The sequence below is a fragment of the Candidatus Flexicrinis affinis genome (assembly GCA_016716525.1).
GTDB classification, from domain to species: domain Bacteria; phylum Chloroflexota; class Anaerolineae; order Aggregatilineales; family Phototrophicaceae; genus Flexicrinis; species Flexicrinis affinis.
Genome location: JADJWE010000009.1, coordinates 175327 through 191833, shown reverse-complemented (window position 1 = coordinate 191833; position 16507 = coordinate 175327). Strand labels below are relative to the sequence as shown.

The window sequence follows — 16507 nt, the reverse complement described above, 5'->3', positions numbered from 1 at the left end:
AGGATAAGCGTCATGGACTTCGCCATGCTTCCCCCGCGTCACCAACTGGTCGAGATCATGCTGCGGCTGTATCAGCAGGGCCTGACCACCACCAGCGGCGGCAATCTGTCGATCCACGACGACGACGGCAGCATCTGGATCACGCCGGCCAGTATCGACAAAGGCGGCTTGACACCCGACGACATCGTGCGCGTGTTGCCGGACGGGCGCACCGAAGGCAAGCACGCGCCGTCCAGCGAGCTGCCTTTCCACCGGCGCATCTATCATGGCCGGCCCGACCTGCGCGCCATCGTCCACGCGCACCCGATCGCACTCGTCGCGTTTAGCCTCGTGCGGCAGAGTCCGGAAACGCGCCTGACTCCGCAGGCGTATGACATCTGCGGGCCAGTCGGCTATGCGCGCTACGAACTGCCCGGGTCGGAGGCGCTCGGTATGCGGATCGCCGAGGCGTTTATGGCCGGGCCGAACCTCGTCATGCTCGAGAATCACGGCGTCGCGGCCGGCGGCGCGACCCTGCTGCAAGCCTTCCACCGGCTCGAAACCCTTGAATTCTGCGCGCAGACCCAGATTCACGCAGCAGGGCTTGGCGGCTATCACCTGCTGAACGACGAAGATCTGGCGCTGTTCCGCCACCTCGACAACCTGCTGCCAGAGTTCGCGCCCGGCACGCGCGACAGCCGTGAACTGGAGGGCCGCCGCGCCATCGTCGATATGGTGCGCCGCGCCTATGCCCGCCGTCTGATGACCAGCACCGGCGGCACCGTCTCGCTGCGTATCGGCGACGACGACTTTCTGATTACGCCCTACGGGTTCGACCGTAAGTACATCGAGCCGGTCGACATCGTGCGCATCTTAGACGGCCGCCGCGAGGCCGGGCGCGTGCCGAGCCGGGCCGTGCGCATGCACCGGTCGATCTACGCACACCATCCCGACGTCAACTGCGTCATCAGCGCACAGCCGCCGGGGGCGATCAGCTTCGCCGTGTCCGAAACCGTGCCGTTCGACACGCGCCTGATCCCCGAGACGTACGTCGTGCTGCGCGAACTCCCGGCGGCACCTTACGGCGAGGAGTTCACCGATCCGGACAACGTCGCGCGCATGCTGTCGACCACCACGCCGGTCGTGCTGCTGCGCAACGACGCCGTACTGGCGACCGGCACGACCCTGCTGCAAGCGTTCGATCGGATAGAGGTCGCCGAATTCAGCGCGCAAGCCTTGCTGCGGTCGCGGGCAGTCGGCGTCTTGCAGCCCATCGGCGACGAGGACATCCACCAGCTAGAGCGCAAGTTCTTCCCGAATGAGGAACACTTCACTGCGGATTGATCTTCGTCGCATTGTCAATACTTTCTGCCAAAAAGCGGCGCGTCACTAAGGAGCAACGTTATGAAGGTCATCGTCACTGGAGGAACCGGGCGCGCGGGCCGGAACATCGTCCGCGAGCTGCTCGACCACGGGTATGAAGTCGGCCAGTCCGACATCGTTCGCCCGCAGGGCTGGCAGGGCGAATTTCGCCTCGCCGACCTAACCGACTACGGCCAAACGCTCGCGGCCCTGCACGGCTTCGACGTCGTCATCCACATGGCCGCCAACCCCGAGCCCGACCGCGATCACTTCACCGGCGCGCAGCGCTTCCACAACAACACGATGTCGACGTACAACGTGTTCAACGCGGCCGTTGCGCTGAAGATGCAGCGGGTCATCTGGGCATCGAGCGAGACGATCTACGGCCTGCCGCTGGAGGTCAACCGGCCGAAGTTCGTTCCTGTGACCGAGGAACACCCGTACGCGCCGGGGTCGAGCTACGCCATCTCGAAGGTGATCAGCGAGCAGATGGCGCGCGAGTTCAACCGCCTGTCCGGCATTCCGTTCATCGGCTTGCAGTTCTCGAACATCATCGGGCCGGACGTGTACAAGAACTGCCCGACCTTCTGGGCCGACCCGACGACCCGGATCTGGAACCTGTGGAGCTATATCGACGAGAACGACGCGGCGCAGGCGGCCCGCCTGAGCATCACAGCGGACATTCAGGGCGCGGAAGTCTTCATGATCGCCGCGGCCGACTCGATCATGAACACGACGAACCATGACTTGCTCGCGCGCTACTTCCCCGAGCTGCCCATCCCCGATGGGCTGCAGCCGTACGAGTCGCTGCTGAGCAGTGGCAAGGCGCAGCGCATGCTGGGCTTCAAGCCGGAGTACTCGTGGCGCAAGTACGTGCCAGACGGCTCGGTGTAGCGGGAGCCCGTTGGGGCGCTGCCCCAACCCCTGCCAGAAGGCTTTCGCCCTTTGGACTCCCTTAACCGCGGAACTGGCATGCTCGCATGCCAGTTCCGCAGAAACGGGGTCAAGGGGTTTGCACCCCTTGAGTCAGTAAAAAGAACCCGCCCACGGTGCATCGTGGGCGGGTTGCGTTGGGCACAACAGGACTCGAACCTGTAACTTCCATCTTGTAAGGATGGCACTCTGCCGATTGAGTTATGCGCCCGTCGACGTTGATTATAGGGGCTGGAACGGCACGGGGTCAACCCGGTCGTACCGGAGCGCGGCATGCTATACTCGCGCGCGCGTCCAATCACCACTGCGTGTCATGCGATGAAGTTCACGCCACCCGCCCTTACCGACGTCACCGCCCTGCCGTTCCTGCTGCGCAGGATCGTCCCGCCCGAGTACAGCGACGAAAACCGGCATATGAACGTCCGCCACTATATGTCGCTGTTTGACGACGCCGGGTATCCGCTGATCGACAGGATCGGCCTGACACTCGAGTTCTTCGAGCGCACCCAACGCGGCGGGTTCGATCTCGAACACCATATCCACTATCTCAACGAGGTGCTGATCGGCGACACGACTGCGGTGTACGCGCGCATTCTCGGGCGCAGCGCCAAGCGTATGCACTACATGATGTTCATGGTCAACGAGACGCGCGGCAACCTCGCGTCGACATTCGAGTGCGTTAACAGCCACGCCGATCTTGCCGCGCGCCGCACCGTCGCATGGCCCGACGAGATCGCCGCGACGCTCGACCGATTGGTGGCGGAGAGCGACGCGTTGGGTTGGGCCGCGCCGGTGTGCGGCGTTATCGCACCATGACCTACACCATCCCCCGACTGACGTTTGCACGGACCGCGGCGCTGTTCGCGGTGCTGTTCGTCGCACTGCTGCTGCGCACCAGCGAGTTGGAGACGAAGGGCATCGGTCACTCTTACTACGGCGGCACAGTGCTGTCGATGATGCAATCGCCGTCCAATTTCCTGTTCGGCGCGGCCGAACCGGGCGGCAGCATCACGGTCGATAAGCCGCCGCTGGGGTTTATGACACAGGCCATCGCGGCATGGCTCTTCGGGTTCAATTGGGTCTCGCTGGCGCTGCCGGGCGTCGCCAGCGGCGTACTGACCACCGCGCTCGTCCACGCGATGATCGCGCGCCGGTTCGGGTTTTGGCCGGGCATCATCGCAGCGCTGGTCGTCGCCGTCACGCCGGTCAGTGTTGCGCTAGACCGCACCAACCTCATCGACAGCCAGATGATCTTCGCCCAGACGGTCGGCGTGGCATTTGGTCTGCGCGCCATCGAAACGGGACGCTTGCGCCCGCTGTTGTGGTCTGCACTGGCGTTCGGGGCGGCGTTTAACGTCAAGATGCTGCAATCGGTCTTCCCGCTGCCGCCGCTGATCCTCGTCTATCTGCTCAGCGCGCCGGTACCGTGGGCGGGGCGCCTAAGCCGCCTCGTCATCACCGGCGCGGTCTATGCAGCCTTCGCGTTCTCGTGGGCGGTCGTCGTCGACTTGACGTCGGTGGACAGCCGCCCGTTTATCGGCAGCAGCGGGAACAACTCGGCGTTCGACCTGATCTTTGGCTATAACGGCCTGATGCGCACATCGGGCGCGACCGCGCTGATCGGCGGGCCGACGGCGTCGACCGGGATTCAAGCGTTCATCGAGTCGCCGGCGCGCTTGTTCGACAGCGACTTATTCTATAACGCGGGATGGATGCTGCCGCTGGCGGTTGTCATCGCTGTGGTCGGCGTTCTGGCGTGGCGGCCGCGCCGTGCGAGTGAGGAGCCGTTCCGCGCGCTGCTGCTGTATGGATCGTGGCTGTTGATCGGCGCGTACGTGCTGACCGTCGCCTCGTTCATCCACGCCTACTATTCGATCATCCTGATGGTGCCGACTGCCGCCCTGATCGGAATTGCCGCGTGGTGGGCAGCCCAGTCGCGGATGGGCGCGCTGCTGTGGGTGATCGGCGTGTCGCTGCTGCTCGTCTATCAGCACGCCAAGCCGTTCGACGATGGGTTTCCGCCGGTGTGGTGGCCGCTGGCCGCTGTGCTGGCGGTGGCCGCCGTCGCGGCTTGGCGAATGCGCCGATGGTCCGCGGCTGTGGGCCTCGGCGCGGTGGCGATGGTCGTCACACCGTTTGTGTTCTCCGGTCTGACGTCGTCGATGGCGCTCGATCGCACGGTGCCAGAGCCGTTCGGGTCGTTCGCGACGCGGCAGTGGTTGGCGTTTCGCGACGTCGAACGGCTCGACTACAACCCCGACGCGCTCGAGTTCCTGCAAGCCGAAACGCAGGATATCGAATACTTGGTCGCAGCGCCGAACGCGGCGATCGGGTCGCCGTACGTGGTGCATTCCGGCCGGCCGGTGCTGTTCATCGGCGGGTTCATCGGCCGCGACCCGATGATTAGCGACGAAGGCATCGTGCAATTGATCGCCGATCGGCGCGTGCGCTTCCTCTATCTGCCCAAGTCCTCAGAAGGGTTTCGGTCCGAGCTCCATGAGTGGGCCGCCGAGAACTGCTGGCTGGTGTTCGGCGTGGATTTGGCCGGGCCGCGTTGGGAATTGCGCAACGGCGTACCGACGCAGATTTGGGGCCCGGCGCGCGGGATCGACAGCCTATTCGACTGCTTTCCCTGAACCCAGCTCGCGATACAGTGCCAGCGTCGCGTCGACCATGCGCTCTGTGGTGAATACCGACGCCACCCGTTCGCGTCCTGCTGCCCCCATCGCCTGACGCAAGTGCGCGCTTTCCACCAGTGAAACGATCGCCTTGGTGAGCGCGGCGGGGTCGTCGGGCGGTACGAGCAGGCCCGTATAGCCGTCGACGACCGTTTCGGGATGCGCGCCGGCCGACGACGCGATCACCGGGATGCCCTGCTGCATTGCCTCCAGCACCGACATGCCGAATCCCTCGCGGCGGCTTGGCGCAAGCAGGCCGTCCAACGCCGCCAGCACCGGCGCAATCGGGCTGCGCCAGCCGAGAAAGTGAACCCGATTCGCCATATTCAGTTGCGCTGCCAACGCTGTCAGCGCGTCACGTTCCGGGCCATCGCCGGCCACGACCAGATGAACGCGCGGTGCCCGCGCGAGCGCACGGATGGCGTCGTCAATCCCCTTGATCTGCAGCAGTCGGCTGACCGTACCGAACAGCAGCGTGTCGGGCGCAAGCCCAAGTTCGGCGCGCAGAGACTCGCGGCTGGGTCGATTCGGCTCTGGTTCGCGCGGCGGCAGCCCGAGGTGAATCACGCGCAGCTTGCGCGACGGCGCGCCTTCTGCCTCGGCTGCGCGGCGCACCGCATCCGATACGCAGATGCAGGTGTCGAGCATCCGCCACAAGGCGCCATACACCGTGCGCAGCGGCTGGCGTGTGCGGCGCGCGTCGTCGCTGTGTCGCGTGACGACGACACGGCGGACGCGGGCTAGACGGGCCGCCGGGATTCCCCACAGCTCGGCGTGGACGAGGTGGCCGTGGACGATGTCGGGTTTACTGCGGCGAAGCGCGCGCGCAATTGCACGGACTAGCGCGGGCGACCCGTGGCCGCGAATGGGAAGGCGATCGACCGTAATAGCGCGTGATTCGGCCGCCGCGGCGAAGTCCGCACCTGCGCCCGACTCCGGTGCGATGAACAGCACCCGCGCATCGACTCCGCGCGCGATGAGCGCCGGCAGCAGGTCGAGCAGGTGGCGTTCTGCGCCAGCGATTCCGTCGGTTTTGATGAGATGGACGACGCGCATGGGCCTACAAGCGGGGTGGACCCGGCGCCCGGGGCGCCCCCCCCCCGGGGCCCCCCCCCGGGCGGGCCCCCCCCGGGGGCCCCCCAACACATCGCGTAACTGGCAGGGCCCGATCGGTTGCCACGCTCTCCCTGAGGGAGAGGGGCTGGGGGTGAGGGCCAGCGTATCGAGCGATGATAAGTTCCGGCATGGTCACGCACCCTCCTCGAGCGCCGCGCGCAGTTCGTCGGGGCTGGGCGCGTAGTTCCCAAGCCGACGCACCACGATTCCGCTTGCGGCGTTCGCCAGCACCGCCGCGCGAGTCACGTCCGCGCCAGAGGCCAGCGCCAACGCGATGACCGCAATCGCGGTATCGCCTGCGCCGACCGTGTCAAACACGTCCTCGACATGGCGCGCCGGGACGTGCGTTGCAGTTGCAGCCCCGTTCTGCCGCATTCCGACGGTGATCCCAGCCGCGCCGCGCGTGATGAATACGCCCACGTCAATCTGCAGGCGATCGGCGAGACTGGCCGCAGCACGCGCAAAGTCTGCGTCAGACTGAAGAGACGTGCCAAGATACGACGCGGCCTCGTCGGCGTTGCATTTGAGCACGCCGCAGCCGATATATTTGTCGAAGTCGCCTTGCGCATCGACCGCCAGCCGCACGCCGGACGCGCGGCACCGTGCCACAATCTCCTGCCCTAAGGCGCTGTCGATCAATCCGCTGCGATAGTCGGACACCAAGACGACGTCCACGGTCTGTTCGCCGAAGCAGCGCGCCAGCATTTCGAGCACGGCGCTGCGCTGCGATTCAGCCAACGGCGACCGGTCGATGCGGTCGATACGCGCGACCTGCTGCGGGAAGCGCAGGCCCATCTGCGCCATAATGCGCTGCTTGACGACGGTCGGCCGCTTTTCCGCGACGATCAGCCCGGACGTGTCAACCCCGCGCTCCGACAGCGCCGCCCGCAGCTCCTGCCCTGCCGCGTCGCCGCCAATCACGCCGATCAGAGTCGTGTGCGCGCCAAGCCGGGCCGCGTTGACAGCCGGGTTCGCCGCGCCGCCGGGGATCACACGCCGCTCGGTGTACTCTAGCACCGGAACCGGCGCTTCGCGGCTGATGCGCGTCGCCTGCCCGTACAGATATTCGTCCAGCATCGCGTCACCGATCACGATCACGCGTTTGCCGGCCATGGTGCCGATGATTTCGTTCAGTTGGTGCATCGCCCCCTCCTGAGCGCCGCGACCATCGTAGCGGTTTGGCGGCCGTTTCACAACGGACGGCTCTACGCGCAGGCCGGCGACAGCGGCGCCAGCCAGCATTGAACCGCCTGAACGCCAGCCAGATTGCGGTCGAACTCCGGGTCGGTGGCGCTGGTCAGCTCGATATCGGCGGACGGAATGCCGAGGCTGTTGACCCACGCCGGGCCGGTACCCGTGACCACGTAGTCGGAGAAGTCGCTGCCGTATTCGTAACCGGCTGCCGTACCGAATGTCGCACTCATGGCCGCGCTGCCCGCATCGCCGCCGCAGTCCCCGGCGAACACCCCGGCCGCCGCGGCGTGGAAGAATAGGACCGCGCCGGGCTGAAGGTCTTCGATCAGCGTCGCCAGCGCGCGCGTTTCGGGCTGATCGAGCGGCTCGGTGCCGGCGCTCACCGGTTGATCGCGAAACACGGCGTCGGGTGACCATCCGCACGGCCAGTTGCGGTTGAGATCGACGCCATTGGCGTTGAGCCGACCCGCCGCCACCCGCCCGCGCTCCAGACCATCGGGGTTCAGCGCGGGGATCAGTACCAGCGAGATCTGCGGCAGCACATCGGTCGGCGTGCTGCGATAATGGTCGGCGAGCTGCTCGATCAGGTCGGACGTGTGCTGCTCGAACCCGCCGTGCACCGCGCCGACCAGCATCAGCACGCGTTCGCCGCTGCCGATCCGGTAGCCGATCAGGTCGCGGCCTTCGACCGACTGCCCGAACACGAAGCGATCCGGCAGAGAGGTCGGTGTCGGCGAGACCTCGGGCAGCGCAGAAGGCTGCGCAGTCGGGACGATCAGCGGTACAGGCGTCGGCATCGCAGTCGGGACTGCCGTCGGCAGCGGGCGCATGTCGCGGGTCGGGAGTGCTGTCGGGGCGGGGCTTGGCGTCAGCGACGGCAGCACCATCAACGTGGGCAAATCCTGTGCCGGACTATCGTTGGATTGGCACGCAGCACTCATCAGAAGTACCATTAGCGCCGTTATTGCTCTTAACGCCTTGCCAGCCCGCACGCGGAGTTTCCTTATGATCCGGAAATCATCTCTGTTGTGGATTGTACTGTGTCTCAGCCTTGTCGTCCTTGCCGCGTGCGATGATCCCGGCCTGCAAAGCAGCGAACCGCTGCCGACGCTGATGGAACTGCCGACCGCCACGCCGACCGATACCCCCACTGACACTCCCGAACCGACGGCGACATCCGAGCCCTCGGCGACCGGCGAACCGAGCGGAACGCCGACGGAAACGCATACGCCGACTATCACACCAACCGAGACTCCAAACGAATTCGATCCGACCCGAACGGCTATCGCCGCGTTGAACAGCACGGCGCAGGCCATTATGGATGCGTCGGCCACTGCCATCGCGTTTGACGCCCTGTCGACCGACACACCGACTTTCACGCCGACGCCGACGGTGACGACGACCAGCACGCCAACCCCGACGCGCACGGCCACGCCCACGCGTACCCCGACCCGTCGGGCCACGGCTACGCCGACCCGTACCATCACACCCGAGGTCCAGCCGACCAACGCGTTCCCGAGCATCTTCAGCTTCACGGCCAGCAGCACTGACGTCGCCGGCGGCGGACAGATCACACTGCTCTGGGAGGCCGACGGCGAAGAGGCGACGATCGAACAGCAGGACGCCAACGGTGCGGTCAACACGCGCACGCCGGTAGAAGTCAGCGGCGAACTGAACGTCACGATTCCCAACGTGCAGACCGGGCGCGTGTTCTACCGCCTCGTCGTGCGGCGCGGCCTACAGGAAATCACGCAGACGGTCGAAATCCGCGTGCTGGTGCAGTGCTCGTTCTCGTGGTTCTTCGACAACGCCATCGCGCAGGCCGAGAACGTCGGCTGTCCGACCGCCGCGTCGCAGCTTGTCGTCGGCGCGTATCAGTCTAACGAGTTCGGCGTGATGCTGAACGCCAACGCCGACGGCCAGAATATGATCTATGCGCTGGTGCGCGCCCCGGGCAAGAACGGCTTGTTCGCCAGCGATCAATACGGGCAGGCCGCCAGTTTGTGGGACGGCGTCAACAACATGTGCGGCTCGTATCTGCCGACACCGGGGACGATCCTGCCGCAGCAGCAGTTTAGCTGGATGGCCTGTACGCAGTTCGGCCTCGGCGGGTATTGGATCGACGCGATCGGCTTCGCCACGGCCAGCATCGATCTCAGTTCGCGCACGATTCAACGCGCGACCGACGGCACGATCTTTATCGATGCTCCGGACGGCGCAATTTATCGGCTGAATCCGCTGCTGCCCGGTGCCTTGACAGCGACGTGGAAACGCGTACGCTGAGAAGGTAATTCAATCCGGGAGAGGACTACAGAATGACGGAAACACCCAGCGAGAACTCTGCTCCGGAGTTCTACGTACCAGAACGCGCCTTGGTCATGGTCGCCCATCCGGATGACATCGAGTTCGGCATGGCGGGCACGATTGCGCGCTGGACGGAAGCCGGCAGCCATGTGACTTACTGCCTGATCACCGATGGCGCGGCGGGCAGCGACGACCCGGACATCAGCCGCGCCCAACTTGCCGCCATACGGCAGGACGAACAGCGCGCTGCCGCCGCTTCGATCGGCGTCAAGGACGTCATCTTTCTCGGGCATCCGGACGGCATGATCGTGCCGTCGCTGGAGCTGCGGCGCGAGCTTGTCCGCGTGATCCGTCACGTCAAGCCGGATACGTTGGCGACGATGGACCCGACGATGTTGTTTACGCTTGAAAACACCTACATCAACCATCCGGACCACCGTTATGCCTGTCAAACGGTGATTGATGCGGTATTCCCTGCCGCAGGCAACCGTAAGTACTTCGAGGAGCTGCTGGACGAGGGGCTGGAACCGCACAAGGTCACCTATGTGTACCTCATGTTCAGCGAAAAGCCGACGCTGCAAGTCGATATCAGCGCCTATTTCGAGCGTAAGCTGGACGCACTGATGCTGCACGCGTCGCAGCTTCAGGACCGCGAGGAAATCCGCGAGTTCATCGGCGGCTGGGACAAAGAGTCTGGCCAGGCGATCGGTGTGCCGTATGCCGAGTCGTTCCGGGTGATGAAGATCAACTGATCCGATGAACCCGGCCGCGCAGGACGCCTTCCGTGATCTCCTGTTGACCGTGGTCGGTCAAGCATTCTCGGCGGCGGGCTATCAATTGGAGGAACTGCCGCTCAAGTGGGCCGGCGGTCAGTTTCGTTTTAGCAGTCAACTCGGCAACGGGCTGACCGCCACCATCGAGTTTCAACACCTGCCGTATGCCGACACCGAGTGGTCGTCCGGCGTGCCGTCGCGCTTCCGCGTGACGCTCCTGCGCAGCGACGGCGTGCGCCGCGACCTGTCTGCACTGGTGGTGGAGGACTTCGGCGTGGCGATCGTGCCATCCGGCAAGCACTGGTGGACCTATCACGACGTGCAATCGTTGGGGCGGGCATTGGGCGAGGCCGGGTCGCTGGCGGTGGCCTACGGCATGCCGTGGCTCGCCGGCGACTTGTCACCCGACGGAGAAAGAAGTGATGAGTCCTGAGTGATGAGTGATGAGAAGATAGTTGCCAGTTGGCAGTATTCAGTCGTCAGTCGTCAGCAACCAGCACGCAGCATCTACGTTCGGCTGGCTAGACTGTTACCCATGTGTCCGAACATCGTTCCCCCCACACCCTGATGTCCATTGGGAGCACCGAAGGTTGGGAAAGGGGCCGGGGGTGAGGGCTCATGGAAGCAAGTGATGAGTCCTGAGTGATGAGGAGATAGTTGCCAGTAGTCAGTATTCAGTCGTCAGAAGTCAGCGGTCAGTTGGCACGCTGCATCTACGTTCGGCTGGCCAGACTGTAACCCTTGTCTCCGAACGTTTTCTCCCCTCTCCCTGAGGGAGAGGGGCCGGGGGTGAGGGCTAGAGGGTTCCCGCCGCCTCCCTACCGCTTCGCGGCTTCCTGCCCCGCCTGATACGTCTCCAGCGACACCTCGTAAAACGAAGCCGCGCTGGTCGGGTCGTTCGGGTCGAACCCGTCGCGGCGCATCAGGTGGAGATCCCAATGCAGGTTGTAGCGCCCGTCGTAGCGTGAGCCGTCCGGCATGGTACAGCGCCGCAGCGTCTTGCACATACGCAGTTGGTCGGCGGTCACCGTCGAGCCTTCCAGATTGGCCTCGTACAGATCGGCGTTCTCGAGGTCGGCGTGCTTGAGGTCGGCACCGCGCAAATCGGCCCGGTACAGGTTAGCTTCCTGCCAACTGCTGCCGCGGAAGTCGCGTTCGCGCAGCGCGCCGGAGTCGAGATAGCCCATCACGCGCAGTTCCTCGATGGCTTGCAGCGCCACCGGGTTATAGCGACTGTGCATCTCGCGCAGGAGCTTTTCGAGGATCAGACGGTCTTCGCGCACAGAGTCGAGCCGGTTGATGACGAACACGGTAAAGACAATGCCGATGAACTCCGGCACGAGGCTTTCGAAGAACGAGCGCGGCTGATCGCTGACCAGATCGCCGACGCGCGAAATGATGATGCCCAGCGCCAAACCCATCACGAGATAGGTCAGCTCGTTGCCGGCGCGGCGCTGAAACAGCCGCGCGACGCGGGCGCGCAGTCCCCGATTCTCTGCCATCATCCACCTCCCTGACCCGTCGAAAGCGACGTCAGCACCTGATCGTACACCGCAGCGGTCTCGCGCGCGGTCTTGCGCCAGGAGTACCGCGTGACCTGTGCAAGACCCTGATTCACCAGCGTATCACGAAGCGGCTGTTGGTTCAGCACGGCGAGGATCGCCCCGGCCATTTCGCGCGCCGAGTCGACCAAATACGCCCCGTCCCCGACGACCTCGGCGATGACCGGGGCGTTCCACGCGATGGTCGGCGTGCCGCATGCCATCGATTCAAGCACGGGCAGTCCGAAGCCCTCCTTGCGGCTCGGCCACACGTGCGCGGCGGCAAGACGGTACAGGCTCGGCTTGTCGGCGTCATCCGGCGCGTTGACCCACTGCACAACGTCGTCCAGCCCGAGGTCGTGCGCGTACTTACGCAGGTCAGGGAACACCGGCCCGCCCCATTTCGGCTCGCGGCCGGCCAATACCAGCGGCACCTGATCGCCTTCGGCGCGCATCACGTAGGTATAGGCCAGCAGCAGTTCGTTAACCTGCTTGCGCACGTCGAAGCCGCCGAGGTACAGCACGAATCGCTCGGGGAGCTTGTATTTGGCACGCACGGCCTCGTCGCGCTCGGCGCCGAGGCGCGGATGAAACACGTCGTCCACCGCCAGATGCGTCACGGTGACGTCATCTGCTGCAGCGCCGAGATGCGCCACGATGTCGCTCTTGCTGTCGTGGCTGATGGTGATGATGTGGTTGGCGCCGCGCGCGCCGGCCGTCACCAGCGACGTATAGAAGGATGCCGCCAAGCTGCCGCTGTACTCCTTCATCACCAGCGGGATGACGTCGAGGACACTCACGATCAGCGGCACTGGCGAGGCCAGCGGCGGCCCCCAGTATGGCACATGGGCGAGGTCTGCGCCGACAGCACGTGCGGCGTTCGGGAACCCGCGCTGTTCAAACAGCACCTTGCCGACTTTGCCGCCGATCCCACCCGCGCGGTGGACAGCGACACCGTCAGGCACACTCTCCGGCGCGCCGATGCGCGGCGGCGTCACCAGTGTCAGCTTGAGATCGGGACGGACGGCACGCAGCGCCGCCGTCAAACGGCGGATGTACTGGCCGCTGCCGGTGTATGGCTGATCCCAGAACCACGCGTTGAGCGCGATGTGCATCGTTAAGTTCACCTATCCGGTACAGCGCGCAGAATGCGGCGGCTCAGGCCAGCAGCCCTTCGCGCTCCAAGAATGAGTCGAGTGCGGTCTGCCATGGGCGCAGGCGTACCCCAAGCGAGGCCGCGGCAGTATTGTCCAGCGCGGCATGGGCCGGCGGTGTGGACGGGCGCGGCCACTGCGCGCGCAGAATCGGCGCAATCGGCGTGTCGGCATATCCGCTGCGGTCGAGGATTCGCCGCGCGAAGGCGTTGCGGGTCGCCGCGCCCTCGTTGACAAGATGATAGATTCCCGGCCGTTCGGTCTGCGCCAGCGCGATGATGGCATCGGCGAGGTCGTTGTTATAGGTCGGGTTGGCGATCTCGTCGCACACGACGCGCAGCGGCTTGCCGGCCTGCGCCGCGCCGAGAATGGCGTGAATGAAGTTGCGCCCGCCATGCGAAAACAGCCATGCCGTTCGCACGATCACATGGCGCGGGTTGACGCGGATCACGGCTTGTTCGCCTGCCCACTTGCTCTCGCCGTAGTGGTTGATCGGGCACGGCGAGTCGTACTCGCGATACGGGCGCGCTGACGAGCCGTCGAAGACCTCGTTGGTGCTGATATGGACGATCAGCGCGCGCGCGGCGTACGCAGCGGCAGCGACGTTACCCGCACCAAGCCCGTTGACGCGATGCGCCAGTGCAGGATCGCGCGCGCAGCCGTCGACGTCGGTCATGGCCGCGGCATTGACGACGATGTCCGGATGCGCGTTCACAATCACCTGCCGGACGGTCGCCCAGTCCGTGATGTCAAGCGCGGGTTGATCGAACCCCATCACGGTATTGCTGCCGTTGTCGAGCAAGTGCGCCAGACGGCTCCCTAGCCGCCCGGTGACTCCGGTGATGAGAATTCGTTTGCCGATCATCGCGTGCGCCTCCTAGCGCATCATTCTACCGCGAGATGCGCCGGAGGCACCTACTGCCACGCATGGGCAGGTTACGAACTGCGCGCCATGCGCTGCGGCTCTTCTTGCGCGTCGAGCAAGTCGTCCAGCGAGAGCGGCTGTAGGCGCGCGTCCTCGACCAGCATCGCCAGATCGGCGCTCAGTTCGCCATCCTGCGCAAGGTGTTCGCGAAGGACACCGGTCGCGTCGGCAGGCTCGCCCCACTCGAAGGTGTGCGATGCCAGCAGCGTGTCAGCCGCGTAGACGTTGAGCGTCCACCCGCCTTCGGTGAACAGGAAGTCGCCGACAGGCATGCGCGTGGCCGGAATGACCGCCGTACGGCCGGCAGGTAGTTGACCGCGCTCTTCGCGCCGGTACACCACGTCGCCAGTAGAGTCAAGGATCTCGAAGCGCAGCGTACCCGCGGCGGGCCGGCTTAACTGCAGCTCGACGAACGGCTGCACGAAGTCAACCGTGTCGGGCACCGGCGCCTCGCGATGAAGGACGGGCCGCTGCGTTCCGGTGTAGACCATCAGGCCGATGTCGACCGGCAGCAGCGCCAAGCCGTCCAGCGACTGACCGGCAGCGCGCACGGCGTCTGCAGCGTGCGGCATCGGGCCTTTGGCAGCCGATGTGCGCGGCACACGCGGTGCCGGGTTCGCACTCTCGAGCGGCCGCGGCGGGAACACGCCCGGCATCGTTTCCTGCGACTGTTCCAGGCGCTGGCGGCGCAGTTCGCTGGATGTGGTCGGGCGCCGTTCGGTGCCATCGGTGCGGCGTGTCTCGCGGTAGCGCCCGCGCGGCATCTGGCGGGGCGACGCGCTCTGACCACTGGACTGCTGGTTGTTGAACCAGAACCCGCTGAACACGAAGAACAGCAGCCACCACAGGTTGGGATTTGCCAATACGATAGCGCCGACGATGACGGCGACGATCGCGAATTCGCGCGTGAGTCGAAAGTTCATTACCGGTTATCTCCTGACCCGCTGCCCCTTCGCAGCAGATCCTCGAAGCTGGTCGCGCCGGGTTCGGCCCGGCCGGTCAAGCGCGACCGACGCTCCTCGTCAGAGGGGGTGACGGCGAAGTTCAGCATCCCTACCAATTCACCGTCGAGATAGACGTGCAAGTCCCAGCGACCAAGCTGCTGCGTGTCAAGTCCTCCCGCCAACGGAAGGTGGCGTGTGGGATGCAAGGTGTTCTCGCCCAACTGCAAATAGACCACATCCTCGTGAACAAAGGCCGGTTCGCCGGTCGGATCGATCATCTCATAGCGGACGACCGCACGCCGTTCTGCACCGAGCGCGTCGGCATTGAACTGCACATACGGGCGAACGCCGTCGTCATCATGATCGACTTCGCGCGTGCGCCGAAACGTCACGCCGTCGCTGGTCGTCTCGGAGACGATCAAGCCGACGTCGGCCAGCTTCACACCGACCGACGGGATCACACCGCGGGCGCGCACGCGTTGGGTCGCCTCTTGCGCCGCCTGCGTGCCGGACGGGCGGTTGGACGCGGCGGCAGACGCCTGCGCGCGGACGCGGTCGAACGCCGGGCGGAACGCGACCAGTCCGATGGCGGCGACAAATGCCAGCACCGTCGCAAGCATGACCGGAAGCCCCAGCCCTTGCCCGCCGAGCAGTACAATACCCGCAAGCGTCGCCATAAACGCGAGAAATACTTGATCTGGTCGTTTGATCCGCATACGTCCCCGCTTATCCCTACGGTAGATTATACGCCAGTGCACGGGTCAACGCCGCCCAATCTTGGAGGGAGAGCGTTTCGGCACGGCGGGTCAGGTTGACGCCGGTGTCCGCCGTTAGCCGCGCCAGCTCCTCGCCCGACAGCCGCAGGCCTGCGCCCAGCGCATTCTTGAGCTGCTTGCGCTTCTGGCTGAAGCCCGCCTTGACCACGACAAAGAATGCGCCCACGCTCGGCACGTCGACCGGCGGCGTCGGATAGCAGTCGATCCGTAGCAACGCGCTGTCGACATCCGGGCGCGGCCAGAAGACTGCCGGGTTGAGCTTGCCCGCCAGCGACGGTTTGCCGAAGAACTGCACGCTTACCGCCAGCAGGCTCATGTCGTCGGGCTTGGCACACACACGCTCGGCGACCTCGAGCTGGACAGTCAGCACCAGCCGGCGCGGGCGATGCTCGCGCTCGAGCAGGTGCTTGAGGATGGCGCTGGTGATGTAATACGGTACGTTGGCAACCACGATATAGTCGCGTTCGGGAAACAGCGCGTCCGGGTTGACGTTGAGGATGTCGTCCCAAATCAACGTGACATTGGGGGTTTGCGCGAACTGCGCTTCGAGCACGGGCTTCAGGCGCGTGTCGACCTCGACCGCGATGACCTGCCCCGCCGCCCGCGCCAAACGTTCGGTCAGCAGGCCGGTGCCGGGGCCGATCTCGAGCACGGTGTCGCCCGGCATCACTTCGGCCGTGGTGACGATCTTCTCCAGCGCGTTGGGGTCGTGAAGAAAGTTCTGACCGAGGCTCTTGCGGGGCTGCAGATCGTATTGTTCCAACAGCGCCTTCGGGTTCATGCCAGCCTCCTTGCGGTCCTCAGACGGTCATTATGCCATAGTCCTGA

General features: G+C 65.2%; 16 protein-coding genes and 1 tRNA gene. 7 read left to right on the top strand and 10 right to left on the bottom strand.

All coding sequences use genetic code 11. The annotated features are described in order from the left end of the window. Positions 1–12: 12 nt before the first annotated feature. Positions 13–1323, top strand: a complete 1311-nt coding sequence (locus IPM16_20080) for a class II aldolase/adducin family protein (GenBank protein ID MBK9125402.1) — start codon at positions 13–15, stop codon at positions 1321–1323. Between the two features lie 60 nt (positions 1324–1383). Continuing rightward, complete coding sequence (locus IPM16_20075; protein ID MBK9125401.1) at positions 1384–2235, top strand: NAD(P)-dependent oxidoreductase; 852 nt, start codon at positions 1384–1386, stop codon at positions 2233–2235. A gap of 177 nt (positions 2236–2412) precedes the next feature. On the opposite strand, the gene IPM16_20070 is transcribed toward IPM16_20075, so the two are convergent. Continuing rightward, positions 2413–2485 (bottom strand) — tRNA-Val (locus IPM16_20070). A 62-nt stretch (positions 2486–2547) separates the two neighbouring features. On the opposite strand from IPM16_20070, the gene IPM16_20065 reads away from it, so the two are divergent. Together IPM16_20065 and IPM16_20060 are read left to right on the top strand one after the other, a co-directional pair. Next, positions 2548–3090 carry a thioesterase family protein gene (locus IPM16_20065; GenBank protein ID MBK9125400.1) on the top strand — a complete coding sequence of 181 codons (543 nt, stop codon included), beginning with the start codon at positions 2548–2550 and terminating at the stop codon, positions 3088–3090. Continuing rightward, positions 3087–4910: a glycosyltransferase family 39 protein gene (locus IPM16_20060; GenBank protein ID MBK9125399.1), complete on the top strand. Its 1824-nt coding sequence runs from the start codon at positions 3087–3089 to the stop codon at positions 4908–4910. Before IPM16_20065 ends, IPM16_20060 begins: the two co-directional genes overlap by 4 nt. On the opposite strand, the gene IPM16_20055 is transcribed toward IPM16_20060, so the two are convergent. The 3 genes from IPM16_20055 to IPM16_20045 form a co-directional block, all read right to left on the bottom strand. After that, positions 4890–6008 carry a glycosyltransferase family 4 protein gene (locus tag IPM16_20055; protein ID MBK9125398.1) on the bottom strand — a complete coding sequence of 373 codons (1119 nt, stop codon included), beginning with the start codon at positions 6006–6008 and terminating at the stop codon, positions 4890–4892. The two genes, IPM16_20060 and IPM16_20055, sit on opposite strands and share 21 nt — an antisense overlap. A 192-nt stretch (positions 6009–6200) precedes the next feature. Then, a complete protein-coding gene (locus IPM16_20050; GenBank protein MBK9125397.1) occupies positions 6201–7211 on the bottom strand; it encodes a ribokinase in 1011 nt (336 codons plus the stop codon). 62 nt (positions 7212–7273) lie between these two features. Continuing rightward, on the bottom strand, positions 7274–8203 hold the full coding sequence (locus IPM16_20045) for a hypothetical protein (protein ID MBK9125396.1): 930 nt from the start codon (positions 8201–8203) through the stop codon (positions 7274–7276). 64 nt (positions 8204–8267) lie between these two features. On the opposite strand from IPM16_20045, the gene IPM16_20040 reads away from it, so the two are divergent. From IPM16_20040 to IPM16_20030, 3 genes are read left to right on the top strand one after another with little or no spacing between them, the layout of a single operon-like run. After that, complete coding sequence (locus tag IPM16_20040) at positions 8268–9545, top strand: hypothetical protein (GenBank protein ID MBK9125395.1); 1278 nt, start codon at positions 8268–8270, stop codon at positions 9543–9545. 32 nt (positions 9546–9577) lie between these two features. Continuing rightward, a complete protein-coding gene (locus tag IPM16_20035) occupies positions 9578–10318 on the top strand; it encodes a PIG-L family deacetylase (protein ID MBK9125394.1) in 741 nt (246 codons plus the stop codon). Positions 10319–10322: 4 nt separating this feature from the next. Further along, the gene (locus IPM16_20030) at positions 10323–10772 is read left to right on the top strand and encodes a hypothetical protein (protein ID MBK9125393.1); all 450 of its coding nucleotides are present in this window, start codon (positions 10323–10325) and stop codon (positions 10770–10772) included. A gap of 385 nt (positions 10773–11157) precedes the next feature. Here IPM16_20030 and IPM16_20025 read toward each other — a convergent pair whose 3' ends face one another. From IPM16_20025 to rsmA, 6 genes are all read right to left on the bottom strand, one after another. Continuing rightward, positions 11158–11844 (bottom strand): pentapeptide repeat-containing protein, encoded by a 687-nt coding sequence (locus IPM16_20025; GenBank protein ID MBK9125392.1) that lies wholly within the window; start codon positions 11842–11844, stop codon positions 11158–11160. Then, positions 11841–12995: a glycosyltransferase family 4 protein gene (locus IPM16_20020; protein MBK9125391.1), complete on the bottom strand. Its 1155-nt coding sequence runs from the start codon at positions 12993–12995 to the stop codon at positions 11841–11843. The genes IPM16_20025 and IPM16_20020 overlap by 4 nt, the downstream gene beginning before the upstream one ends. A gap of 43 nt (positions 12996–13038) precedes the next feature. Next, positions 13039–13899: a dTDP-4-dehydrorhamnose reductase gene (rfbD, locus tag IPM16_20015; protein ID MBK9125390.1), complete on the bottom strand. Its 861-nt coding sequence runs from the start codon at positions 13897–13899 to the stop codon at positions 13039–13041. A gap of 71 nt (positions 13900–13970) precedes the next feature. Further along, on the bottom strand, positions 13971–14882 hold the full coding sequence (locus IPM16_20010; GenBank protein MBK9125389.1) for a hypothetical protein: 912 nt from the start codon (positions 14880–14882) through the stop codon (positions 13971–13973). Next, on the bottom strand, positions 14882–15619 hold the full coding sequence (locus IPM16_20005) for a hypothetical protein (protein MBK9125388.1): 738 nt from the start codon (positions 15617–15619) through the stop codon (positions 14882–14884). Before IPM16_20005 ends, IPM16_20010 begins: the two co-directional genes overlap by 1 nt. Before the next feature lie 16 nt (positions 15620–15635). Further along, positions 15636–16460, bottom strand: a complete 825-nt coding sequence (gene rsmA, locus IPM16_20000; protein ID MBK9125387.1) for a ribosomal RNA small subunit methyltransferase A — start codon at positions 16458–16460, stop codon at positions 15636–15638. Positions 16461–16507 lie beyond the last annotated feature (47 nt).